The 23,214-nt window shown below is 71.7% G+C and carries 24 protein-coding genes; 8 read left to right on the top strand and 16 right to left on the bottom strand.

The genetic code is table 11. From position 1 onward, the window contains the following. Nucleotides 1–57: 57 nt before the first annotated feature. Together QSK18_RS02020 and QSK18_RS02025 are read right to left on the bottom strand one after the other, a co-directional pair. Nucleotides 58–738, bottom strand: a complete 681-nt coding sequence (locus QSK18_RS02020) for a response regulator (RefSeq protein ID WP_232814395.1) — start codon at nt 736–738, stop codon at nt 58–60. After that, nucleotides 735–2,075 (bottom strand): sensor histidine kinase, encoded by a 1,341-nt coding sequence (locus tag QSK18_RS02025; RefSeq protein WP_352396429.1) that lies wholly within the window; start codon nt 2,073–2,075, stop codon nt 735–737. The genes QSK18_RS02020 and QSK18_RS02025 overlap by 4 nt, the downstream gene beginning before the upstream one ends. Nucleotides 2,076–2,288: 213 nt before the next feature. Here QSK18_RS02025 and phoU point away from each other — a divergent pair, with 213 nt between their 5' ends. Then, complete coding sequence (phoU, locus tag QSK18_RS02030; RefSeq protein ID WP_232814397.1) at nt 2,289–2,975, top strand: phosphate signaling complex protein PhoU; 687 nt, start codon at nt 2,289–2,291, stop codon at nt 2,973–2,975. Between the two features lie 73 nt (nt 2,976–3,048). Here phoU and QSK18_RS02035 read toward each other — a convergent pair whose 3' ends face one another. Genes QSK18_RS02035 through mshA form a run of 3 tightly spaced genes read right to left on the bottom strand, consistent with a single transcriptional unit; the run spans nt 3,049 to nt 5,647 of the window. Next, a complete protein-coding gene (locus QSK18_RS02035) occupies nt 3,049–3,792 on the bottom strand; it encodes a phosphoglyceromutase (protein WP_232814398.1) in 744 nt (247 codons plus the stop codon). A 14-nt stretch (nt 3,793–3,806) separates the two neighbouring features. After that, nucleotides 3,807–4,307 carry a YbjN domain-containing protein gene (locus QSK18_RS02040; protein ID WP_232814399.1) on the bottom strand — a complete coding sequence of 167 codons (501 nt, stop codon included), beginning with the start codon at nt 4,305–4,307 and terminating at the stop codon, nt 3,807–3,809. Between the two features lie 11 nt (nt 4,308–4,318). After that, on the bottom strand, nt 4,319–5,647 hold the full coding sequence (gene mshA, locus QSK18_RS02045; RefSeq protein ID WP_232814400.1) for a D-inositol-3-phosphate glycosyltransferase: 1,329 nt from the start codon (nt 5,645–5,647) through the stop codon (nt 4,319–4,321). A gap of 245 nt (nt 5,648–5,892) precedes the next feature. Here mshA and QSK18_RS02050 point away from each other — a divergent pair, with 245 nt between their 5' ends. Next, entirely contained in the window at nt 5,893–6,702 is an 810-nt protein-coding gene (locus tag QSK18_RS02050; protein ID WP_232814401.1) for a class I SAM-dependent methyltransferase, read from the top strand. Here QSK18_RS02050 and dtd read toward each other — a convergent pair. From dtd to QSK18_RS02095, 9 genes are all read right to left on the bottom strand, one after another. Continuing rightward, nucleotides 6,680–7,105, bottom strand: coding sequence for a D-aminoacyl-tRNA deacylase (gene dtd / locus QSK18_RS02055; RefSeq protein WP_285616411.1), 426 nt, complete (start codon nt 7,103–7,105; stop codon nt 6,680–6,682). The genes QSK18_RS02050 and dtd overlap by 23 nt on opposite strands. A gap of 36 nt (nt 7,106–7,141) precedes the next feature. Further along, on the bottom strand, nt 7,142–7,705 hold the full coding sequence (locus tag QSK18_RS02060) for an RsiG family protein (protein ID WP_232814403.1): 564 nt from the start codon (nt 7,703–7,705) through the stop codon (nt 7,142–7,144). Nucleotides 7,706–7,871: 166 nt separating this feature from the next. Further along, nucleotides 7,872–8,192, bottom strand: coding sequence for a DUF2516 family protein (locus QSK18_RS02065; protein ID WP_232814404.1), 321 nt, complete (start codon nt 8,190–8,192; stop codon nt 7,872–7,874). Between the two features lie 195 nt (nt 8,193–8,387). Beyond that, the gene (locus QSK18_RS02070) at nt 8,388–9,290 is read right to left on the bottom strand and encodes a hypothetical protein (protein ID WP_285616412.1); all 903 of its coding nucleotides are present in this window, start codon (nt 9,288–9,290) and stop codon (nt 8,388–8,390) included. Nucleotides 9,291–9,387: 97 nt separating this feature from the next. Next, the gene (locus tag QSK18_RS02075; RefSeq protein ID WP_285616413.1) at nt 9,388–10,011 is read right to left on the bottom strand and encodes a helix-turn-helix domain-containing protein; all 624 of its coding nucleotides are present in this window, start codon (nt 10,009–10,011) and stop codon (nt 9,388–9,390) included. Nucleotides 10,012–10,092: 81 nt separating this feature from the next. Further along, nucleotides 10,093–10,917 carry a beta-keto acid cleavage family enzyme gene (locus tag QSK18_RS02080; protein WP_285616414.1) on the bottom strand — a complete coding sequence of 275 codons (825 nt, stop codon included), beginning with the start codon at nt 10,915–10,917 and terminating at the stop codon, nt 10,093–10,095. A gap of 67 nt (nt 10,918–10,984) precedes the next feature. Continuing rightward, on the bottom strand, nt 10,985–12,091 hold the full coding sequence (ygfZ, locus tag QSK18_RS02085) for a CAF17-like 4Fe-4S cluster assembly/insertion protein YgfZ (RefSeq protein WP_285616415.1): 1,107 nt from the start codon (nt 12,089–12,091) through the stop codon (nt 10,985–10,987). 44 nt (nt 12,092–12,135) lie between these two features. Further along, nucleotides 12,136–12,570 carry a Fur family transcriptional regulator gene (locus tag QSK18_RS02090; protein WP_352396430.1) on the bottom strand — a complete coding sequence of 145 codons (435 nt, stop codon included), beginning with the start codon at nt 12,568–12,570 and terminating at the stop codon, nt 12,136–12,138. A 1-nt stretch (nt 12,571) separates the two neighbouring features. After that, nucleotides 12,572–13,105 (bottom strand): heme-binding beta-barrel domain-containing protein, encoded by a 534-nt coding sequence (locus QSK18_RS02095; RefSeq protein WP_232814410.1) that lies wholly within the window; start codon nt 13,103–13,105, stop codon nt 12,572–12,574. Nucleotides 13,106–13,150: 45 nt separating this feature from the next. Here QSK18_RS02095 and QSK18_RS02100 point away from each other — a divergent pair, with 45 nt between their 5' ends. After that, nucleotides 13,151–13,513, top strand: a complete 363-nt coding sequence (locus tag QSK18_RS02100; protein WP_285616417.1) for a DsrE family protein — start codon at nt 13,151–13,153, stop codon at nt 13,511–13,513. Here the strand turns inward: QSK18_RS02100 and QSK18_RS02105 are convergent. Next, a complete protein-coding gene (locus QSK18_RS02105; protein ID WP_232814412.1) occupies nt 13,510–14,262 on the bottom strand; it encodes a hypothetical protein in 753 nt (250 codons plus the stop codon). The two genes, QSK18_RS02100 and QSK18_RS02105, sit on opposite strands and share 4 nt — an antisense overlap. Before the next feature lie 391 nt (nt 14,263–14,653). Here QSK18_RS02105 and QSK18_RS02110 point away from each other — a divergent pair, with 391 nt between their 5' ends. The 5 genes from QSK18_RS02110 (at nt 14,654) to QSK18_RS02130 (ending at nt 22,113) form a co-directional block, all read left to right on the top strand. Continuing rightward, a complete protein-coding gene (locus QSK18_RS02110; RefSeq protein ID WP_285616418.1) occupies nt 14,654–15,370 on the top strand; it encodes a winged helix-turn-helix transcriptional regulator in 717 nt (238 codons plus the stop codon). Nucleotides 15,371–15,422: 52 nt separating this feature from the next. Beyond that, on the top strand, nt 15,423–16,346 hold the full coding sequence (gene mshD / locus QSK18_RS02115; protein WP_269811100.1) for a mycothiol synthase: 924 nt from the start codon (nt 15,423–15,425) through the stop codon (nt 16,344–16,346). A 970-nt stretch (nt 16,347–17,316) separates the two neighbouring features. Further along, nucleotides 17,317–19,539 (top strand): RNA degradosome polyphosphate kinase, encoded by a 2,223-nt coding sequence (locus QSK18_RS02120; protein WP_408624340.1) that lies wholly within the window; start codon nt 17,317–17,319, stop codon nt 19,537–19,539. 61 nt (nt 19,540–19,600) lie between these two features. Further along, nucleotides 19,601–20,893 (top strand): geranylgeranyl reductase family protein, encoded by a 1,293-nt coding sequence (locus QSK18_RS02125; protein WP_285616420.1) that lies wholly within the window; start codon nt 19,601–19,603, stop codon nt 20,891–20,893. Nucleotides 20,894–21,039: 146 nt separating this feature from the next. Next, complete coding sequence (locus QSK18_RS02130; protein WP_285616421.1) at nt 21,040–22,113, top strand: NUDIX hydrolase; 1,074 nt, start codon at nt 21,040–21,042, stop codon at nt 22,111–22,113. Here QSK18_RS02130 and QSK18_RS02135 read toward each other — a convergent pair. Further along, nucleotides 22,110–23,210 carry a substrate-binding domain-containing protein gene (locus QSK18_RS02135; RefSeq protein ID WP_285616422.1) on the bottom strand — a complete coding sequence of 367 codons (1,101 nt, stop codon included), beginning with the start codon at nt 23,208–23,210 and terminating at the stop codon, nt 22,110–22,112. The two genes, QSK18_RS02130 and QSK18_RS02135, sit on opposite strands and share 4 nt — an antisense overlap. Between the last annotated feature and the right edge of the window lie 4 nt (nt 23,211–23,214).

Consider the following 23,214-nt stretch of genomic DNA (forward strand, 5'->3'; position numbering starts at 1 on the left):
GCCGAAGGGCGGCACCCCCGCGGGGGTGCCGCCCTTCGGCGTTGCTCAGCGGTCGGCTCAGGCCTCGAACTTGTAGCCCAGGCCGCGCACGGTGACCAGGTAGCGCGGGCTCGCCGGATCGGGCTCCAGCTTGCCGCGCAGGCGCTTCACGTGGACGTCGAGGGTCTTGGTGTCACCCACGTAGTCCGAGCCCCAGACCCGGTCGATCAGCTGCATCCGCGTGAGCACCCGGCCGGCGTTGCGCAGCAGCAGCTCGAGCAGCTCGAACTCCTTCAGCGGCATCGGCACGGCCTCGCCGTTCACGGTCACCACGTGCCGCTCGACGTCCATCCGGACCGGGCCGGCCTCGACCGTCGCGCCCTCGACCACGTCCGGCTCGGTGCCGCGGCGCAGCACCGCGCGGATCCGGGCGACCAGCTCCCGCGAGGAGTACGGCTTGGTCACGTAGTCGTCGGCGCCCAGCTCCAGGCCGACCACCTTGTCGATCTCGCTGTCCTTGGCGGTCAGCATGATCACCGGGACCTTGCTGCGGGTGCGCAGCTGCCGGCACACCTCGGTGCCGGGCAGGTCGGGGAGCATCAGGTCGAGCAGGACCAGGTCGGCGCCGTTGCGGTCGAACTCGTCCAGGGCCGCCGGCCCGTCGCCGGCGACCGCGACCTCGTAGCCCTCTCGGCGCAGGAGGTAGGACAGCGGGTCGCTGAACGACTCCTCGTCCTCCACCACCAGGATGCGGGTCACGGGGTTGCTCCTTTCAGCTCGGACCCCGCGTCCTGCGGGAGTCCTGGGGCGGCGGGCCCACCGGTCGGGACGGCCGGGCCGTCCGGGACGGCGGGGGCGGCCGGATCGGGTGTTGCGGTCTTCGGGGCGGGCCGGGGAACCAGGCCGTTCTCCACCCAGGTCTCGGTGCCGGAGTGCTCGCCGCGGTCGTGGGCGCCGGCCGGCTGCACCGACTCCGGCAGCCGCAGGGTGAACGTGGAGCCCTGGCCCTGGCGGCTCCACAGCATCACCTCGCCGCCGTGGTTGGCGGCCACGTGCTTGACGATGCTCAGGCCCAGGCCGGTGCCCCCGGTGACCCGGGAGCGGGCCGGGTCGACCCGGTAGAAGCGCTCGAAGATCCGGTCCTGGTCGGTGCTGGCGATACCGATGCCCTGGTCGCTGACCACGATCTCGACGATGCCGCCGACCCGGCGCACCCCGACCCCGACCCGGGTGTTCTCGGGCGAGTAGGAGATCGCGTTGTCGACCAGGTTGCGGATGGCGGTGACCAGCAGGTTGTGGTCGCCGTAGACCACCGCGCCGTGGTCGCCGCCGAGCACCACCTCGATGTTCTTGGCGGTCGAGGCCATCACGCAGCGGTCGACCGCGTCCGAGACGACGTCGTCGATACCGACCGGCTCGGGCGGGTGCAGGGCGTCGGCCACCTGCAGCCGGGACAGGTCGATGATCTCCTGCACCAGCTTGGTCAGCCGGGTGGACTCGCGCTGCATCTGGCCGGAGAAGTGGCGCACCGCGTCGGCGTCGTCGGCGGCGTCGGCCACCGCCTCGGCCAGCAGGCTCAGCGCCCCGATCGGGGTCTTCAGCTCGTGGCTGACGTTGGCCACGAAGTCCCGCCGGACCTCCTCCACCCGTTTGGCCTCGGTCCGGTCCTCGACCAGGACCAGCACCAGGTCGGGCCGCAGCGGGGCGACCCGGGCGTAGACGACCAGCCGGCCCCGGCCGAGCGGGCCGCGGGGCAGCTCCAGCTCGCGCTCGCGGACCAGGCCCAGGGTGCCCGCCTCGGCCGCCATCTCGCGCAGTTCGGCGTGCACCAGCTCACGCCCGCGCACCAGCCCGAAGGCGTGCGCGGCGGGGCTGGACTTGATCAGCCGGCCGTCGGTGCCGAGCACGACCGAGGCCGAGGCCAGCACGTTCAGCACGTCGGCGGCGCCCTCGGGCAGCGGGCCGGTGGGGGTCGGGGTGGGGTGCGGCTGCGGTGCGCGGTTACCGCGTCCGGCCACGCTCAGCACACCGAGGACCAGCCCGACGACCAGGCCGATCCCGATGGCGATGGCAAAGGCCAGGGGCGTGCTCACCATGTCAGCGTAAGCTGCCGCCCGGGCAGTTTTGATCCGGAGAGTCGGCCGCGGCCCAACCCTTCGGCGCGTGTTCACCTTCAGATCGGGATCTATTCACGGGCCACTGCGACGGTGAGCCACGATCAGCCGTCGCCTCGTCACCGGTAGTGAGGACGGCGAGCGGTCGGTCAGGTTCCCGCTCCACCATCAGACCCTCAATCCTAGGAGAGCTCCGTGAGCGGTGGAATCCGCGAGCAGTTCGAGATCGACCTGCAGTCCATCGACGACCAGCTGGTCGAGATGACCCGGCTGGTCGGGTCGGCGATGGCCCGGTCCACCACCGCCCTGCTCGACGCCGACCTCACCCTGGCCGAGAGCGTGATCGAGGCCGACGAGCAGGTCGACGCGCTGCACCACGACCTCGAGGAGCGGGCGCTGGTGCTGATCGCCCGCCAGTCCCCGGTCGCCACCGACCTGCGCACGCTGATCGCCGCCCTGCGGATGAGCGCCGACCTGGAGCGGATGGGCGACCTGGCCCGGCACGTGTCCAAGCTGGCCCGGCTGCGCTACCCGAACTCCGCCGTCCCGGCCGAGCTGCGCAGCTACATCGTCGAGATGGGGCACATCGCCGAGCGTCTGGTGCTGAAGACCGGCACGATCATCGCCAGCCGCGACCTGAAGGCGGCCGAGGAGCTCGAGGCCGACGACGACGAGATGGACCGGATCCACCGGGAGATGTTCGCCAAGCTGCTCTCCCCCGACTGGACCCACGGCGTCGAGGCGGCCGTCGACATCACCCTGCTGAGCCGCTACTACGAGCGCTACGGCGACCACGCCGTGGGCGTCTGCCGCCGGGTGGTCTTCCTGGTCACCGGCGACCACACCGCCGCGCACGGTGAGGCCCCGCTCGACCAGGTCTGAAAAGCCGACGAACTACAGACGTCCGTGGTCCCCCTTCGGGGCCCACGGACGTCTTCAGTTCGGTCTGGTTCGTTCAGCGGCCCTGGTTGGCGACCGCGGCGACGGCCGCCGCGGCGGCGTCGGGGTCGAGGTACTTGCCGCCCTTGACCACGGGCTTGAACTCGTCGTCGAGTTCGTAGACCAGCGGGATGCCAGTGGGGATGTTCAGCCCGGCGATGTCCTCGTCGGAGATCCCGTCGAGGTGCTTGACCAGGGCGCGGATCGAGTTGCCGTGCGCGGCCAGCAGCACCGTCTTACCGGCCACCAGGTCGGGCTTCACGTCGCTCTCCCAGTACGGGAGCATGCGCGCGACAACGTCTTTCAGGCACTCGGTGGCCGGAAGGTCGTCGCCCAGGTCGGCGTAGCGCGGGTCTCCGGCCTGGGAGAACTCGTCCTTGGCGTCGATCGGCGGCGGGGGCGTGGCGTAGGAACGACGCCAGAGCATGAACTGCTCCTCGCCGAACTCGGCCAGCGTCTGCTTCTTGTCCTTGCCCTGCAGAGCGCCGTAGTGCCGCTCGTTGAGCCGCCAGTTGCGCTTGACCGGGATCCAGTGCCGGTTCGCCGCGTCGAGGGCGAGGTGGGCCGTGGTGATCGCGCGGCGCAGCAGCGACGTGTGCACCACGTCGGGCAGCACGCCGGCGTCGACCAGCAGCTGGCCGCCCTTCGCCGCTTCTTCACGGCCCTTCTCCGACAGGGGCACGTCGACCCAGCCGGTGAAGAGGTTCTTCGCGTTCCATTCGCTCTCGCCGTGGCGGAGCAGGACCAGGGTGTACGCCATACCCCGCAGATTAGTCACTCGCTCTGGAGGAGGTGACGGAAGGCCTCGAGGTTGCGGGTGGACTCGCCCCGATCGGTGCGCCAGGCCCACTCGCGGCGCATCGAGGAGAGGAAGCCCAGGGCGAGCAGGTCGTTGAACGAGCCGTCGGAGGCGGTGAGGACGGCGCCGAGCAGGTCGTCGATGGTCTCGGCGGTCACCCCGGCCAGCGGGATCCGGCCGGTCAGGTAGACGTCGCCGAGCTTGTCCAGGGCGAACGCGATGCCCGGCAGGCGGGTGTTGCGCTGCAGCAGCCAGCGGTAGAACGCCTCGTGGTTCTCGTCGGGCCTGCGCACCACGAACGCCGAGACGCTCAGCGCGCGGTCGGTGACCAGGATCGAGACGCCGGTGCGGAGCTTGGCCTCACCGGGCAGCTCGACCACGTACTCACCGGGCCGGGTGCCCGGCACCGACTCGACCCCCGCCTCGGCGAGCCAGCCGCGAACGGTGACTTCGGCGTCCTCACGCAGTTGGTTCAAGGCCCTACCCCTCAGCCGGCGGCAACTACCAGTTGCGGTCCCCCAGCCGCTAGGCGGCCGGGAGGTGCCCCCAGTTCGTGGGCGGCACAGGCGGCCGCGTACGTCTCGAGGGTGGCATCCACGGTGTGGTCCCAGCTGAACAGGTTCGCGTGTCGCACCGCCGCCCGGCTCATCCGTTCCCGGACCAGCGGGGCTCGCAACAGCTCCTCGAGCGCCCGGGCCCAGGTGGCCGGCTCGTGCCCGGTGACCAGCAGCCCGGTGCGGCCGTCGCGCACCGCAGTGGCCAGGCCGCCCACCCGGGCCGCCACCACCGGGGTGCCGCAGGCCTGCGCCTCCACCGCCACCAGGCCGAACGACTCGCTGTAGGAGGGCACCGCGACCAGGTCGGCGGCCCGGTACCACTCGGCCAGGACCGGGCGCCCGACCGGCGGGTGGAACCGCACCAGGTCACCGATGCCCAGGTCGACGGCCAGCTTCTGGAGTTCCTCGGGACGCTCCAGGCCGGACCCGCTGGGCCCGCCGAGCACGGCCACCACCAGCTTCTCCCGGCGCTGCGGGTCGGCCGCGACCAGCGCGGCGACTGCGCGCAGCAGCACGTCGGGGGCCTTCAGCGGCTGGATCCGGCCGACGAACAGCACCAGTTCGGCGTCGGCGGGCAGCCCCAGCCTCTGCCGGGCCCGGGCCCGCCCGTCGGCCTGCGGGGTGAAGGTGTCCAGGTCCACGCCCGGCGGGATCACCGTGACCAGTTCCGGATCGGCGTCGTACAGGCCGATCAGGTCGCGGGCCTCCAGGTCGGTGTTGGCGATCAGCCGGTCGGCGGCGGCCACCACCTGCTCCTCGCCGATCACCCGCCCGGCCGGTTCGGGCCTGTCGTCCGCGGCCAGGGACAGGTTCTTGACCTTGGCCATGGTGTGCATGGTGTGCAGCAGGGGCACGTTCCAGCGCTCGGCGGCCAGCCAGCCGACCTGCCCGGAGAGCCAGTAGTGCGAGTGGATCAGGTCGTACCAGCCGGCCGCGAGCCGGGCCTCGGTGCGCAGCACCCCGGCGGCGAAGGCGCAGAGCTGGCCGGGCAGATCGTCCTTGGCCAGGCCCTCGTAGGGTCCGGCGACGATGTTGCGCACCAGCACGCCGGGCAGCATCTCGGTCACCGAGGGCAGGTGGCCCGCAGTGGCCCGGGTGAAGATCTCCACCTCGGTGCCGCGTCGCGCGAGCCGTTTGGCGGTCTCGACCACGTACACGTTCAGGCCACCGGCGTCACCGGTGCCCGGTTGTTCCAGCGGCGAGGTGTGCACAGAGAGCATCGCGACCCGCCCGGGCGTCCCGTCCGGCCTCAGCCCCATGCGTCCTCCTCGCTCGTTCCAGTACTGCTGAAAAACCCCCGAACGAAGCTAACCCACAGGTGCAGACCGCTCTTCCCGAAGTCGGCCGGGGGTGACCGTCACCACGTGGTCACAACGGTGTTCGGTCCTGTCACCGCCAATGCACTCTTCGGCCCTGAACCTCACGTTCGGCCTTTGCTGGAGCGTCTTCCCGGGTGGGTGGGGGAGGGCGGGTGGCCGTCCGGCGTGAGTCTTAGGGTGGCTCCGTGCCTCCGCCCCGCCCCCGCGCCGTGCAGGGCACGATCACCCGGGGCACGACCAATCCCAACCGTTTGCGCAGGGTGGACCGCTGGCTGGCGGGACCGGCCGCAGGGCGGCTGAGGGCGGCTGAGGACCCGCTGGTGGTGGATCTGGGCTACGGGGCCAGCCCGATCACGGCGGTGGAGCTGCACCAGCGGCTGAGCGTGGTGCGGCCCGACGTCGAGGTGGTCGGCATCGAGATCGATCCGGCCCGGGTGGTGGTGGCCAAGCCGTTGGAACGGCCGGGCCTGAGCTTCCGGGTGGGTGGCTTCGAACTGCCCCTGGGTGGGCGTCGGCCGGTCGTGGTCAGGGCGTTCAACGTGCTCCGGCAGTACGCCGAGCCGGAGGTGGAGCCGGCCTGGGACCTGGTGCGGTCCGGGCTGGCCCCGGGTGGGCTGCTGGTGGACGGCACCTGCGACGAGATCGGCCGACGGTCGACCTGGGTGGCGGTGGACGCCGAACGGGGGCCGGTCAGTCTGAGCATCTCGTTGCGGCTGGGCGGGCTGGACCGGCCCTCGGACGTGGCCGAGCGGTTGCCGAAGTCACTGATCCACCGCAACGTGCCGGGTGAGCGGGTGCATGCGTACCTGAACGCGCTGGACGCCGCCTGGGCCCGCAGTGCCCCGCTGAGCTCGTTCGGGGCCCGTCAGCGGTGGCTGGCCACGGTCTCGGCGGTGAAGGCCGAGGGGTGGCCGGTGCTGGACGGGCCGGCGCGCTGGCGGCTCGGCGAGATCACCGTGACCTGGGAGTGCGTCAGGCCTCGAGCAGAATCGTGACCGGGCCGTCGTTGACCAGTTCCACCTGCATGTCGGCGCCGAAGCGGCCGGTGGCCACCTTGAGGCCGTGCCCGCGCAGGGCGTCGGCGAGGGCCTGGACCAACGGTTCGGCCACCGGGCCGGGGGCGGCCTGGTTCCACGACGGGCGGCGGCCCTTGGCGGTGTCTGCGTAGAGGGTGAACTGGCTGATCAGGAGCACACCGGCGCCCAGGTCGACCGCGGACCTCTCGTCTTTCAGGATGCGCAGGTGGGCGATCTTCTTGGCGATCGTGGCCACCTGCTCGGGACCGTCGGTGTGGGTCACCCCGGCCAGGACCACCAGGCCGGGGCCGTCGAGGGCACCGACCTCCTCACCCTCGACCGTGACCCGGCCGGACAATGCGCGCTGCACCACTGCTCTCACAGCGCCCAATCTAGGGCGTGCCCGAGCAGCCGCCGGTCAGAAACGGTCGGCCAGGCTGACCTGGTCGAGCTGGTAACGGCGGGCCACCTCGGCGGTCAGTGCGTCGACCACCTGCTGCACCTCGCGCCGCGACCTCGACACCCGGTTCTCGATCTCGACCAGGCGGGCGAGCGCGGCCTCCAGGTCGGCGTCGGGCATGTCCAGGTCGGAGACGCCGACGTCGGACACCGCCCGCTCGGCCTCCCGGCGGTGCTCGCCGATCCGGCTCGGGGTGGCGGCCATGTGCCGGCCCAGGCCCCGGTCGGTGCGCTTCTCGGCGCCCAGGATGCGCTTGAGCGTCTCGGCGATCGCCTCGTCGGTGCGGTTGCCGAAGACCGGCTCGGACGGGCCGTCACCGCTGCGGCGGGCCTGCTCGGCCCGCAGGATGTCGATCCGGCCCTGCAGCAGCCGGCGGGCGTAGGAGAGGTCGACCTCTTCCTGGTCCGCGTCGGCCCGGCGAGCCCGGACCTCCTCGAGATCCAGCACGTCGATCCCGTCCAGGTACCCCGGAGCGAGCACCCGGTCGATCCGGCGACGCCCTCCGGGCATGTACTCGGTCATGGACCCTCCCTGTCACGCTGGTCACGCCGGCACCGTCTGGCCCGCAGGGTGCGGGTGCGGCGACTGGGGCGAGCCTAGCGGCTGGACCATTCGTTGCGTGACTACGCGACCGCGTTGCGTGACGAGTCGCACTGGTCAGGTCACCCGGGGAACCCGGGTGCCGAGCTCACCAGCGGCCGTAGGGCCCGTTGTTGCCGCCGCCGGTGATCGACTTGATCGCCGGCCGCACGTCGACCAGGTAGACCGCGGCGGCGACGAAGGCGATCAGGTTGAACACGTTCAGCGGCATGTTGTTGACGAAGATGACACCGATCGCGGTGGCGACACCGAGGATGCCGAGCCAGATCGGCTTGGTGAGCTTGCCCGCGGCGGTGAACGCGTCGGTGCGCTGCCGGAGCGCATCCACCAGAGCGAATGCCTGCACGCCGAGAGCGAGCACGCCGATGATGAGCATGAGCAGGCCCTGCACGTTACCCAGCGCGTCCATACATCTACCTTAGGGCCTCGAGGCTGCCCCCGGTCCCCCCGGAGGATGGTCTGAGATGACAACGATTGGGCCTCGCCGGAAGGTTCCGGCGAGGCCTCTGGGCGCACCCGACGGCGCAGCCCCAGCGGGGGGTCTGACGCCACCGGGAGATGCTCCGGCCACGAGCAGTTCGCCCGGCCGGACCATCCGTCGCCGTCAGGCGGTGGGCTTCTTGGCCGACGTCCGAGGCGCCCGGGTGCTGGTGGCCGTGGTCTTGCGAGCGGCGGTGCGGGGGCTCTTCACCGCAGCCTTCACAGCGGCATCGTCTGCCGCAGCGTTCGCCGGCCCGGCCACCTTCGTCGCCGGGGCAACCGTGCCCTTGGCGGCCTTCACCGCAGGAGAGGTGGCCGCCGGAGCACCGTTGGCCGCGGCCGCGGCGGCACGCTTGGCCACGGCGGTCTTGCGGGTGGCGGGCTTCTTCAGCGGCGTGGCCTGGTTGCCGCCGTCGCCGACCTCGACCGCCTTCTGCAGCGCATCCTCGTCGAGCCGGACCGGGGCGTTCACGACCTCGTCGGTGGTCCCGACCGGCTCGGCGACCGTGCTGCTGGGACGCCCCATCGCCAGGGTGCCGCGGATCACCGAGGCCGTGTCGTCGGCGGCACGGCGGGCCACGGTGACCGCGGCCCGGCCCCGGCTCAGGGTGCTGCCGGCCTGGCTGACGAAGACCTGGGTGACGAAGGTCTGGCTGACCAGGGGCTGGCCCTCGGCCTGGGGGTAGACCCGGTCGAACAGATCCTTGCCGCGGCGGGCAAGTTCCTCGTAGGCCGCCTCGGCCTTGCCCGCCACCTCGAGGGCGCGGGCGACGGCGCGGGTGGGGGCCTGCTCGGCCTGGGCCCGCAGGTTCTTCGGGTCGAGCGCACCGACCCGCTTCTCCACGTCGGCCAGCCGCTTCTCCACGTCGGACTGGAAGCGCTGCTGCAGGTGCGAGGCCCCGGCCGCGGCGGCGCGGACCTGCTGCACCGCCAGGTCGGTGGCCCCCACCACGGCGAACAACGGGGTGGTGGGCAGGCCGGGTTTCGGCGTACCGGCCGGACGCTGGTCCTGGTCGGTGGTGGTCATGGTGTCCTCCTGGTCACGAGCCGGGATCGGCGGCCGCAGTCGTCGGATCTTCCTGCCGAAGCCACCGGCGACGCTGCCGACGGACGGATGATGAGGCTCAGTCGGTGCGCTGTTCTTCGGAACCGACCTGACGCAGCGCAGAGCGCGAGGTCGCCGGGCGCCGGGCGGCCCGCTTGCGGGCGCCGGCCGCACGCCGGGCCGCACTGGGGCGGGCGGCCCCGGCCGGGACCGGCTCACCCGCGGCCGTTGCCTGCTCGGCGCCACGGCGCCGGGACTTGAGACCGGCACCGTCGGCCAGGGGCACCACGGTGCCCTCCGCCCCGACGACCCCGATCGCCCCGGCTGCCCCGGCTGCCCCGACGGCGTCGTCCCGGGCGTTCTCGGCGCGGAAGGTCTCGTAGATGTCGAGCAGCACCCGCTTCTGCCGGGCGGTGAGCCGGACGTCGCTCTGGATCGCCACCTCGACCTCGACCCCGACCGACTCCTCCAGCAGGCCGGCCCGCTGGAACAGCGCCTCGGCCGAGATCTGCAGACCCTTGGCGATCTGGGTGAGCACCTCGGCGGAGGGCTTGCGCAGCCCCCGCTCGATCTGGCTGAGGTAGGGGTTGCTGACGCCGGCCGCGTTGGAGAGCTGGCGCAGCGAGAGCTTGGCGCTCTCGCGCTGCTCCCGGACGAAGGCTCCGAGTTCGGTCACCCGATCGGGCACTTTGAGGGTTGCCACCCGGCCACTGTGCTTGCTCGAGTTAGCACTTTGCAAGCTGCCTGCTGACCCGGCCGGATGATCCGGGTCACAGAATGGACCCTATGCGGACAGACCGATCAGCTCGCGCGCCTGCGCCGGGCTCATCGCTGGACGCTGCAGATGATTGGCCAGCGTGGCCGCCCGGGCGACCAGTTCGGCACTGCCGGTGACCGGGCGGCGGGGCGCGAAGAAGACGTTGTCCTCCATGCCGACCCGCACGTGGCCGCCCATCGCCAGGCTCGCCGCGAGCACCGGCAGATGCCCGCGGCCGATCCCGGTGGCCGACCAGGAGGTGACCGCCGCGGGCAGCGCCTGCACCCCCGCGACCAGGGCGGGAACGGTGGCGGGCAGGCCCCCGGGCACGCCCAGGACGAAGTCGGCGTGGACCTTGCCGCCGTAGGGCAGGCCGAACTCGCCGACCAGCCGTTCCAGCGTGGCCACGTGCCCGAGGTCGAACAGCTCGAACTCGGGCACCACCTGGGCGGCCTGACTGCGCTGGTACAGGTCGACCACGAACGGCCAGGGGTTGCTGAACACGTCGTTGCCGAAGTTGACCGTGCCGCAGGTGATCGAGCACGAGTCGGGGGCGGCGTCGAGCACCTTCAACCGGTCGGCGAACGGGTCGTGCACGCTGCCCCCGGTGGACAGCTGCACGATCAGCCCGGTGTTCTCCCGCAGCGCGGCGACCGTCTCGCGCAGCCGCCCCAGGTCGAGCGTGGGCCGGTGCTCGCCGTCGCGGATGTGCACATGGATCATCGCCGCGCCCGCGGCCTCGCAGGCCCGGGCCTCGGCGACGAGTTCCTCGACCGTGGTCGGCAGCTGCGGCCAGGTCGCCTTGTCGATCTCGGCACCGGTGGGCGCGACGGTGATCAAAGTGCGATTCATCCGCCCATCGTGACTGTTGGCCGCAGAATCAGCCAGCAACATCCGTCTTCAATTGAGATCTTGCGGTTCAGCCCTGCGGCAGACGGCGAATCTTCGGGACGTCGGCGGAGGGACCGGCGGCCGCGTCGACCACGATCTCCTGCGCCGCCTCGACCCCTCCGGCCAGCAGCTGCACATCCGGCGGGGTGGAGCGCTTGAGCACGGCGAGGGCGATCGGGCCGAGTTCGTGGTGCCGGGCCGCGGTGGTCACCCGCCCGACCTCACGCTCACCGTTGAGCACGGTGGCGCCCGGCGCGGGCAGCTCGTTCATCGTGCCGTCGAGGTGCAGCATGACCAGCCGGCGCGGAGGGCGGCCGAGGTTGTGCACCCGGGCGATCGTCTCCTGCCCGCGGTAGCAGCCCTTCTCCAGATGGACGGCGGTGCGCAGCCAGTCGAGTTCGTGCGGGATGGTGCGGTGGTCGGTCTCGAAACCGTGCCGGGGCCGCCAGGCGGCCACCCGCAGCGCGTCCACCGCCCAGGTGCCCGCGGCGCCGTCGAACTCCCCCGCCGCCACCCGCTGCTCGAACTCGGCGCGCGGGATCAGCACCTCGCGCCACTTCCACTCCGGGTGCCCGGCCACCTCGATCTCGTCGGCGGTGTAGAGGGCGCCCCCCACGGCCAGGTCGGGCCAGGGGTCACGCCAGGCCAGCGGCTCACCGGTGGACTCGCTGTCCACCGCCTCGCCGACCACGGCCCAGTCGGCGGTGACGTCGGCCACCTCGACCCGGCGCATGAACACCATGCGCTGCAGGAAGGCGACCAGCTCACCGGCGGTGCCCGGCTCGACCGTGATCCAGGTGGCGCTGCCGTCGTCGACCAGGTGCAGGTCGTGCTCGACGTGGCCGTTCGGGGTGAGCAGCAGGGCCTCGGTGGAGGTGAACGGCGCGAGGCCGGACAGGTGCTGGGTGGTCATCGAGTGCAGCCAGGTGAGCCGGTCGGGGCCGGCGATCCGGATCACCCCGCGGTTGGACAGGTCGGCCCGCGCCTGACCCGCCTCGAGCCGCCGCTGCTCCCCCACCGGGTCGCCGTAGTGCCAGGCCAGACCACTGTCGATGCCTTCGACGGGAACGGCTCCGGGGCGCTCCAGCAGCGGACTGCGGTAGCTCGGGACGGCAGGGGCGACGGGTTCGCTCATGTCGCTGTGCAGCGCCCCGGGCCCCGCAGAACTTCCCGGCCCGCTCACGAGTCCTGGCACTGCGCGCAGAGGCCGTGCAGGGAGAGGTGCCCCAGGTCGGTGTCGAAGCCGGACTGCTCACGCACCGCCCGGGCCAGCGGCCGGGCCAGGTCGAGGTCGGCCTCGGTGATCGCGCCGCAACCTCGGCAGACCAGGTGCAGGTGGTTGACGTGACTGGCCACCTGGTAGGTCGGGGAGCCGTGGGTGAGATGGGTGTGACTGATCACCCCGATCTTCTCCATCAGCTCCAGGGCCCGGTAGACCGTGGAGAGGTTGACCGGACCCGACTCGTTCTCCTTCTGGACGAAGTCGCAGACCTCCTCCGGGGTGGCGTGGCCGAGCTCGGTGACCGCCCGCAGCACCGAACGACGCTGCGGGGTGGCCCGCAGACCGCGTTCCCGCAGGGCGGTGTCCAGCTCCGCGACGGTCACCTGGGCCATCTCAGACCCGCTTGAGCCGGGCCGAGGCGTGCGACTGCAGCGGGTGCCCCTCGGCGGCCATGTCCAGGGCCCAGAGCAGGTCGGACTCGACCAGCCCGTAGAGCCGGGTGGCGGCGGTGTACTCCTTGGCCGAGACCGTGCGGGCGACCAGGTCGGTCTGCAGGTCGATGCGGGGGCCCTTGGCCCGGCCCAGGTAGATCTCGGAGATGCCGGTCGGGTGCACGATCAGCACCTCGAGGTCGGTGCTGGGCGTGTTGTCGGTCTCCGGCTCGGCGTCGGCCGGCGGCGCGACCGGGCGCCAGTAACCGGTCTCGGTGGCCAGCGGCTCCACCTGGTTGCCGGCCGCGTCCAGGCGCCACATCCGCGAGGTGTACGAAAGGAACGGACGGCCGTCGTGGGAGAACTCGATCTCCTGGCCGAAGTTCGCCTCTTCCATGGTCGGGTAGCCGATCACGCCGGCCCCCTCCCAGCGGCCGATCAGCCAGGCCAGGGGCGCGAGCGGGGTGGGCAGGTCGGTGTCTAGTTGGAACGCCACGGTGCGATCGTATGACGAGCGGCCCGCCGAGGTAGCGTCGCGGGCATGGCCGACTCGCTCGTGATCGAGGTCGTCGCCGGGCCGGACGCCCCGGAACGCTGCAATCAGGCCTTCACCGTGGCCGCCGCCGCCTGCGCGGCCGGGGTGCCGGTGGAGGTCTGGCTGAACGGTGAGGCCGCCTGGCTGGCGGTGCCCGGGCGGGCGGCCGGGCTGGTGCTGGAAGAGGCCGCACCACTGACCGAACTGCTCGAGATCGTGCTGGAGGCGGGGCAGGTACGGGTCTGCACGCAGGCCGCCGCCCGGCGTTCGATCGGCCCGGCCGACCTGATCGAGGGCGTCACCATTGCGGGCGCGGCCGCCTACCTGGAGCGCATCCTGCGTGAAGGCACCCGCACGCTGGTGTATTAACCGATACCCATCCGGAAGATCGCGTAGGCCGCCGTGCCGGCTGCGGCCACCGGAGCTGCGGCCCGGGCCAGGGTGGCCGGCTGCAGCCGGGTGAGCAGTCCTTCCGCATCGACCAGGCGATCGACGGCGATACCCACGCCGGAGACGGCGAGCCCGACCAGCGCTGCGGTGCCCAGCGGCACGCCCGGCACCACGACCGAGGCCACCACCGAGGCGACGAGCCCGGCGCCCAGGCCGGCCCAGGTGAGCATCGACGGGGCCAGCGGCAGGGTGAGCACCAGCCGGCCCACCGCGGTACCGGCCGCGGCCACCACCACCGCCGCCGATCCGGCCTCGGTGTCGCCGACCAGCACCCAGCCCGCGGCCAGCATGGCGACGAACTGGCCGGACAGCGTCCCGGTCACCGACTCGACCAGGTTGTGCCGGCCGTCCCGGCGGAACAGTTCGTGGGCGAAGCTGCTGAGCACGGCGGCCGCCATCACTCCGGAGAACACCGACAGCGGCTGCTCCACGTCGACCTCGGGCGAGATCGCGATGCTCCCGGCGACCAGGGCGCCCACGCCCAGGACCAGGATCAGGAACGTGGTGCCGGCCCGGTGCGGGAGCCGGAGCAGGTCGCTCCAGCCGATGGCGAGCGCCAGAACGGTGAGCCCGGCGGCGGCGGCGAGCACCGGCCCTCCGGCGTAACCGGCCACGGCCAGGACGGCGGCGGCCACCAGAGCCAGGCCGGCGGGAAGCGGGGCGGTCACGCCCGCATCCTGACAGATCCCTGACAAGCGCCCACGGCCGAGAGCGCGATCGGCGGCCGGTGCGCGCGGTGGGTACCCGGCCGGCAACTCTGAGTGAGCATCGATGCCGTGAGAGTCACACGCCACACCTCTTGGCGGGAACCGCCCGAACCGGATTCACTTCAGACACCGCCCGGAAACGTCCCAGTGAGACCGCGTTCACGTACGAACTTGTGCTCAGGTGGCCGAACTGTGACGTTGCGTGGCGCCAAATAGCGGTCAGCCCCTGTGACAGGAACGCCTCGTCACCTACCCTGATCGGGTTGCACTCCGCAAAGACGCGGGCACCACGGGGGCACACAACCGGGCTCGCCACCTGCACGGTCGGTCGGACGACGCGGAGGTCTACCAGATGGCTTCACTCCTTCTTTTGACGAATGCCCTGGCCCCGTCCGCCGAGGTGCTCCCCGCCCTCGGCCTGCTGCCGCACCAGATCCGGGTGCTGCCGGCCGAGGCCGCCGTCCTGGTCGACGCGCCCCCGGCCGACGCGGTGATCGTCGACGGCCGCCGCGACCTGGCCGGCGCCCGCTCGCTGTGCCGTCTGCTGCGCACCACCGGGCTCTCCTCACCGTTACTCCTCGTGCTCACCGAGGGCGGCATGGCCGCCGTGGTGGCCGACTGGGGCGCCGACGACGTCCTGCTCGACTCGGCCGGCCCGGCCGAGGTGGAGGCCCGCCTGCGGCTGGCCGCCGGCCGCAGCCGCCTGGCCGAGACCCAGGCGTCCGACGAGACACCCGAGATCCGCGCCGGCGACCTGGTCGTCGACGAGGTGACGTACAGCGCCCGGGTCCGCGGGCGCGCGCTCGACCTCACCTACAAGGAGTTCGAGCTGCTGAAGTTCCTGGCCCAGCACCCGGGCCGGGTGTTCACCCGGGCCCAGCTGCTGCAGGAGGTCTGGGGCTACGACTACTTCGGCGGCACCCGCACGGTGGACGTGCACGTCCGGCGGCTGCGGGCCAAGCTCGGCCCCGAGCACGACGCCCTGATCGGCACGGTGCGTAACGTCGGCTACCGGTTCGTGCCGCCCGGCCGCGAGCGGGCCGGGGTCGAGGAGACGGTCGACGCCTGAGGCCGGTGCCCCGGCCCCGAGTGCTGCCGTTGCGTCACCACCTATGCTCCCGATGGTGACCTCCCGCGTGAACATCGAAGCCCTCGACCAGCTTTCCGGGACCGACGCCGAGGGCGTGCGCGCCCTTCTCGCCCGGGCGACCGCCGCCGACGGGGCTGCCCCGATCTCCGAGCACGTGCTGCTGGCGATGGGTTCGCCGGTCGCCGGTGGGCAGCACCTGCTGGTGCGCGACGAGGCGGGCGGCGTGATCGGCTACGCCCACGTCGAGAACGCCGAACCCGAAGAACTGAGGACGGTCGTGGGCGCCGAGGCGGTGATCGCACCTGAGCTGCGGGGCCGGGGTCACGGGCGGACGCTGGTGGAGACGATCGCTGCGGACGGCCGGCTGGCGCGGATCTGGTCGCACGGGGACCACCCCGCGGCCCGGGCGCTGGGCGCCCGGCTGGGTTTCCGGGTGGTGCGTGAGCTGCTGCAGCTGCGCCGGCCGATGGGCGACGAACTGCCCGCCCCGGTGCTGCCGGAAGGCGTCACGCTGCGCACGTTCCGGCCCGGCGAGGACGACGAGGCCTGGCTGCGGGTGAACGCCCGGGCCTTCAGCTGGCACCCCGAGCAGGGCCGGATGACGCAGGCCGACCTGGACGCGCGCAAGGCCGAGCCGTGGTTCGACCCGGCCGGTTTCTTCGTGGCCGAGGCGGACGGCCGGATGATCGGCTTCCACTGGACGAAGGTGCATCCCGAGGGTGAGGGCGAGGTCTACGCCGTGGGCGTGGACCCGGACCGGCACGGCGGGGGCCTGGGCACGGCGCTCACCCTGGCCGGGCTCCGTCACCTGGCCGGGCTAGGGCTGGAAACCGTGCTGCTGTACGTCGAGGCCGACAACGCAGCGGCGCTGAAGGTGTACCACCGGCTCGGGTTCGGGCAGTTCGCGGTCGATGTCGTGCACGAGGGCCCGTACCCCGAAGACGTGCCGCACTGAAGCCGTACGAAGCAGGACTGAAGTTGCCGGGCCTGAGCGCCGAACAGGCCGTGTGGGTGGATTCTCGCTCCCCGCGGCAGCACCATCCGAACGGAACCGACCAGTCGCGGCGGCCAGGTGGCCGAGACCGGGACATCGAGCGCGAGACCAGGACAGTGAGAGCATGGCGGACATGACCAGCTCGGCGGGCCCTTCCCCCTCACCGGCGGCCACCCGGAATTCCAGCGCGTCCAGTAGTGCGGCGCCTGCCAGTACCGGCAGAGCGTCCACCACCGCGCGCCCCCGGAAGGCGGCCACGACCTCGCGCAGCACGTCCCCCCGCACCACCACGCCGCGTGGTGCGGCACCCCGTAAACGGGTGCCCGGCAACCAGAACGCCGCGGTGGCCCCGGCCGCCGGCCCGGACTCGGCAACCGCCGGCGAGGCCCCGGCCAAGAAGGTCGCGGCGGCCAAGAGCGACAAGCGGGTCGAGGTGGTGGCCCCGGCCGAGTCCGGCAAGGCGGCCGCCAAGAAGACGGCGAAGCAGGCCGCCCCGCGCAAGGCAGCCACCAAGCGTCCGCCGGCGAAGAAGACCGTGGCCCGGACGATTGCGCGCAAGACGGCTCCGAAGAGCGGGGCCGACGCGGTGGACAGCGGTACTGCACAGCGAAGCTCCGGTTCCGACCCGGCGGTCTCGATCGAGGCCACGCTGCGTGAGCCGGTGACCGACGCGCCCACCGCCAAGAGCCCGGTCCGCAAGGCCCCGGCGAAGAAGGCCACGCCGGTGAAGGCGCCGGCCAAGAAGGCCGTGCCGGCGAAGAAGAGCGCACCGGTCCGGAAGACGGCCGCGAAGCGGCTTCCGGCCAAGAAGGCCGCCGAGGTGACCGGACCGGTTGCCCGGCCCCGATCGTCAGGTTCCGATCTTCCCGACGCTCTGGTGACCCCCGACGAACCGGTCACCCCCGTTGAGGTGGTGGCCAGCAAGGACGACGTGACACCCCCTGACCTCACCGCCACTGCCGAACAGAACCGCCACGCCTCCGCGAACGCCCTGGTGGCCGCGGCCCAGGACACCCAGGACCGGCTGACCTCGCTGATCCGGGAGTCCGACCAGCCGCAGGTGCGCCGCTTCCTCGACCGCGAGCTGAGCTGGCTGGCGTTCAACGAGCGGGTGCTCGAACTGGCCCGCGACCCCGATCTGCCGCTGCTCGAGCGGGCCCGCTTCCTGGCCATCTTCGCCAGCAACCTCGACGAGTTCTTCATGGTCCGGGTGGCCGGGCTGAAGCGCCGGATCGCCACCGGCCTGGCCGTGCGCGCGGCCAGCGGGCTGGAGCCGCGCGACCTGCTGGGCCGGATCCGGGCCCGGGCGCACGAGCTGCAGGCCATGCACGCCAAGGTGTTCGCCGGCGAGATCGCCCCGGCGCTGGCCGACGCCAACATCACCATCGTGCGCTGGGACCAGCTGGCCGAGGACGAGCAGGCGCGCCTGCACACGTTCTTCCGCGAGCAGGTGTTCCCGGTGCTCACTCCGCTGGCGGTCGACCCGGCGCACCCGTTCCCCTACATCTCCGGGCTCTCCCTGAACCTGGCCGTGGTGCTGCGTAACCCGGTCACCGAGAAGGAGATGTTCGCCCGGGTCAAGGTGCCGCAGCTGCTGCCGCGCCTGGTCAACGTCGACGCCGACGAGGAGCCGGACGGCCAGGAGTTCCCGCGGGCCCGCTTCGTGCCGCTGGAAGACATCATCGCCTCGCACCTGGACCAGCTGTTCCCGGGCATGGAGGTGCTCGAGCACCACACCTTCCGGGTGACCCGCCAGGAGGATCTCGAGGTCGAGGAGGACGACGTCGAGAACCTGCTCAAGGCACTGGAGAAGGAGCTCCTGCGGCGCAAGTTCGGCCCGCCGGTGCGGCTGGAGGTGGCCGAGGACATCGGGCCCCACATGCGCGACCTGCTGGTGCGTGAGATGGGGGTCAGCGAGTCCGAGGTGTTCCCGCTGCCCGAGCCGCTCGACCTGCGGGCGCTGAACCTGGTCGCCGACCTGGACCGGCCGGAACTGCGCTACCCGAAGTACGTGGCGGTCACCCCGCGCGCGCTGTCGGAGGTGGAGAGCTCCAAGCCGACCAACATCTTCGACGCGATCAAGCGCCGCGACGTGCTGCTGCACCACCCGTACGACTCGTTCTCCACCACCGTCCAGGCGTTCCTCGAGCAGGCCGCCGACGACCCGCAGGTGCTGGCGATCAAGCAGACCCTGTACCGGACGTCCGGCGACTCGCCGATCGTGGACGCACTGATCGACGCGGCCCAGGCCGGCAAGCAGGTGCTGGCCGTGGTCGAGATCAAGGCCCGGTTCGACGAGGAGGCCAACATCTCCTGGGCGCGCAAGCTCGAGCGCGCCGGGGTGCACGTGGTCTACGGCATCGTCGGGCTGAAGACCCACGCCAAGCTCAGCCTGGTGGTCCGGCAGGAGTCGGACGGCCTGCACCGCTACTGCCACGTCGGGACCGGCAACTACAACCCCAAGACCGCCCGGCTCTACGAGGACCTGGGCATGCTCACCTGCGACCCGCAGGTCGGCGAGGACCTGAGCCGGCTGTTCAACCAGCTGTCCGGCTACGCCCCGAAGACCGCCTACCGGCGGCTGCTGGTGGCCCCGCGCTCGCTGCGCACCGGTCTGGTCGACCGGATCGAGCGGGAGATCGCCAACCACGACGCCGGACGCCCGGCCGGGGTCAAGGTCAAGGTCAACTCGATCGTCGACGAGGTGGTCATCGACGCGCTCTACCGGGCCTCCCAGGCCGGGGTGCCGGTGGACGTGGTGGTGCGGGGGATCTGCGCGATCCGCCCGGGCGTGCCCGGGCTGAGCGAGAACATCCGGGTGCGCAGCATCCTGGGCCGGTTCCTGGAGCACTCCCGGGTGTTCTGGTTCGCCGGCGGCGGAGAGCCGGTGGTCTACATCGGCAGCGCCGACATGATGCACCGCAACCTCGACCGCCGGGTCGAGGCGATGCTGCGGCTGCGCGACCCGCGGGACATCGCCGAGCTGGACGAGCTGCTCACGCTGTCGATGGATCCGGGCACGGCCTCCTGGCACCTGGACGCCGAGGGCGTGTGGACGCGGCACCACCACGACGCCGAGGGCAAGCCGCTGCGGGACCTGCAGTCGTACATCATCGCCAGCCGTCCGCCCAAGCGGTCGGGCCGGCGGCGCTGACGCTCGGGCCCGGGGTGCCCCCGGCGCAGGCTCCGGCCTGCGCTGGGGGCACACTTGGTTCATGACTGACCAGCTGCCGACGTCCACCGATCTGCTCGTCGTCGGCGCCGGTCCAGCGGGTTCGGCCGCGGCCGCCTGGGCGGCCCGCTCGGGGCTGAACGTGGTGCTGGCCGACAAGGAGACGTTCCCCCGCGACAAGGCCTGCGGAGACGGCCTGACGCCGCGCGCGATCGCGGAACTGGACCGGCTCGGGCTGGATGGCTGGCTGGCCGACTACCCCACCAACCGGGGCCTGCGCGCCTGCGGTTTCGGGCAGGAGCTGCAGCTGCCCTGGCCGGGCGGTTCGCTGCCGGCCCGGGGCTCGGCGGTGCCGCGCACCACGCTCGACCACCGGATCCGCGAGGAGGCCCTGGCCTCCGGCGCGCGCGGGGTCGAGAACGCCCGCGCGGTCGACGTGATGCGCGACGGCAACCGGGTGATCGGCGTGGTCTTCGCCGGCGGGAAAGACCGGCCCAGTTTCACCATCGGCTGCCGGCGCCTGGTGGTGGCCGACGGCTACCGCTCCCAGCTGGGCCGGGTGCTCGGCCGGGAATGGCACCAGAACACGGCTTTCGGGGTGGCGGCGCGGGCCTACGTCAAGTCCGGCCGTAGTCAGGACGAGTGGATCACCTCGCACCTGGAGCTGCGGGGTGCCCAGAACGAGTTACTGCCCGGCTACGGCTGGGTGTTCCCGCTGGGCGACGGTGAGGTCAACATCGGGGTCGGCGCCCTGGCCACCGAAAAGCGCCCGGCCGACGTGCATCTCAAGGATCTGATCAACGTCTACGCCGGGCTGCGGCGCGACGACTGGGAACTCGAGGGCGAACCGCGCGGCGTCCGGTCGGCCATGCTGCCGATGGGCGGTGCGGTCAGCGGGGTCGCCGGGGCCAACTGGGCGCTGATCGGTGATGCCGCCGGCTGCGTGAACCCGCTGAACGGCGAGGGCATCGACTACGGGCTGGAGACCGGGCGCCTGGTGGCCGAACTGTTCGCCGCCGGCGCCGGTACCGGCATCGGAACCGGGCGCAGCTACGCGGATCTCAACAAGGCCTGGCCGGCCACCCTGCGCGAGCACTACGGCGCCTCGTTCTCCGTCGCCCGGCGGCTGGCCACCCTGCTGACCGTGCCGGGGGTGCTGAAACTGGGCGGCCCGGTGGGTATGCGCTCGCACTACCTGATGACGATCGCGCTGCGGGTGATGGGCAACCTCGTGCTGGAAGAGGACAAGGACTACGTGGCGCGGCTGTGGCGCGGCGCCGGGCGGCTCTCCCAGCGCCTCGACGACCGGGCCCCTTTCGGCGAACTGCGCTACTGAACCAGCCCTGGGTTCACCCGCCGTGCACCACCCGGCCGTCTTCTGTTTACGCCGGTTCGTCCGGTACGAAACGCTCTGCCCTGTCGTGATCTTCGGTCGGCAGGGGTCGCCGCGCCGAGCCCGCGCGGATCTGCCATAGTCACAGGGTGAGTCGCCGCCCCACCCGCTCGTCACCCCGCTCGGCGAAGGGTAAACGGAAGCGGCCCAAGCCGAAGCACACCCCTCGCCCTTCCCGTCGCCCCGCCGCGCCTGCCCCTGCGGTGGTGGTCTCCGCCGGCGCGCTGTGCTGGCGTCTGCGCGAAGATGCCGACGGTCCGGAAGACCTAGATCTCGAGGTGCTTCTGGTCCGCAGCGCCCGTTGGGGCGACTGGTCGTGGCCCAAGGGCAAGATCAAGCCGGGCGAGACACTGCCCGAGTGCGCCGTGCGCGAGGTGCAGGAAGAGACCGGCGTACGGCCCCTGCTCGGTCGTCCGCTGCCCTCGGTGGGATACGTGCTGCCCGACGGCCGCGACAAGACGGTCACCTATTGGGCCGCCCAGGCGCTCTTCACCACCTCCCGCAGCGCCCAGCCGGAAGAGATCGCCGACGCGGTCTGGCTACCGGTGCAGGAAGCCCGGGTACTGTTGACCCGGCCGAGCGATCTGCCGCCGCTCGAGGCGCTGATGGCCCACGCCCGGGCCGGGGAGCTCGACACCCGCGCGCTGGTCGTTCTGCGGCACGCCAAGGCGCGCTCCCGGGCGCACTGGCCGGGTACCGAGGGCGACCGGCCGCTGACCTCGGTGGGCCGGTCCCAGGCGAACGCCCTGCCCGGCCTGATCGCGGTCTGGGCGGTCGACCACGTGCTCACCTCGCCCTGGGCCCGCTGCATGATGACGCTGCTGCCCTACCTGCGTGAGCGCAGCCCGGCGGCGGATCCGTACCAGGGGGTGGAGGTGCTGCCGCTGCTGTCCGAGCAGGGTCTGCGCAACCATCCGGAGCGGGTGCCGGAGCTGTTCCACAGCCTGCTCACCGAGCGCGCCGGCAGTTGGCTGGTCTGCACCCACCGTCCGGTGCTGGAGTCGGTGATGGGTGCACTGGCGAAGGCCTGCACCCCGGCGGCGCTGGAGTCACTGCCCGCGGCCAATCCCTGGCTGGGCACCGGCGAGGCGCTGATCGCGCACATCGCCGGTGCCGGGCAGATCGTTGCGGTGGAACGGTTCCGGCCGGAGGTCCGGAGTTAGGCCTTGGCCTTCAGTTCCTCTTCCGTGATGTAACCGCTTTCGATGAGCAGCGTCTTGTAGTTGCTCTTGTCGACCTGGACCGGGTTGAGCTGGTACGTCGGCACGATCTTGACGTTGTTGTCGTACGTCGTGGTGTCGTTGACGATCGGCTCGGACTCGGTGAGCAGGGCGTTGCCCTGTTCCACCGCCACCTTGGCCAGCTCGCGGGTGTCCTTGAAGATCGTGGCGGTCTGCTCGTTCTTCAGGATCGACTGGACCGAAGGGATTTCCGCGTCCTGACCGGAGATCACCGGCATCGGCTTCTCGGCCGTACCGTAACCCTTTTCCTTCAGGGCGTTGATGATGCCGATCGACATACCGTCGTAGGGCGACAGCACCGCATCGACGTTCTCGTCCTGGTAGTACTCGTTCAGGATCCTGGTCATCCGCTCCTGGGCGACGTCACCGCTGTAGTCCTTGGTGGTCATGCTTTTGAAAGAACGCTCACCGCTGAGGATCTTGACCTTGCCGGACTGCAGGTACGGCTGCAGGATCTCCTTGTTGCCGTCGTAGAACGACTTGGCGTTACGGTCGGTCGGTGACCCGGCGAACCACTCGATGTTGTACGTCTGGTCGTCGTTGGCGTTCAGTTCCAGCCGGTCGACCAGCAACTGGGCCTGCATCTCGCCGACCCGCTTGTTGTCGAAGGTGGCCTGGTAGCCCACATCCTGGGTCTCGGTGAGCAGACGGTCGTAGGCGATCACGTCGATGTCCTTCGACGCCGCCTGCTTGAGCTGCTCGGTGAGCTTCGAGCCGTCCACCGCCGCGATCACCAGGAGCTTGCTGCCCTTATCGATCAGGCTCTTGACCTGCTGCTGCTGCATCTCCGCGGTGTTGTCGGAGTACTCCAGCTGGGTGGTGTACCCCATGGCCTTGAACTGCTCGACCATGGCGTCGCCGTCGGCGATCCAGCGTTCAGAGTCCTTGGTCGGCATGGAGATGCCGACCAGCGCACCCTGGTTGGCGTACACGCTGTCCGCCGGGATCTCTTCCGATCCGCAGGCGGTCAGTGTGAGGGCCAGACCGACACCGGCCAGGCCGGCAAGAATCTTTCGCACGTGC

The organism is Kineosporia sp. NBRC 101677, assembly GCF_030269265.1.
Classification (GTDB): Bacteria; Actinomycetota; Actinomycetes; order Actinomycetales; family Kineosporiaceae; genus Kineosporia; species Kineosporia rhizophila.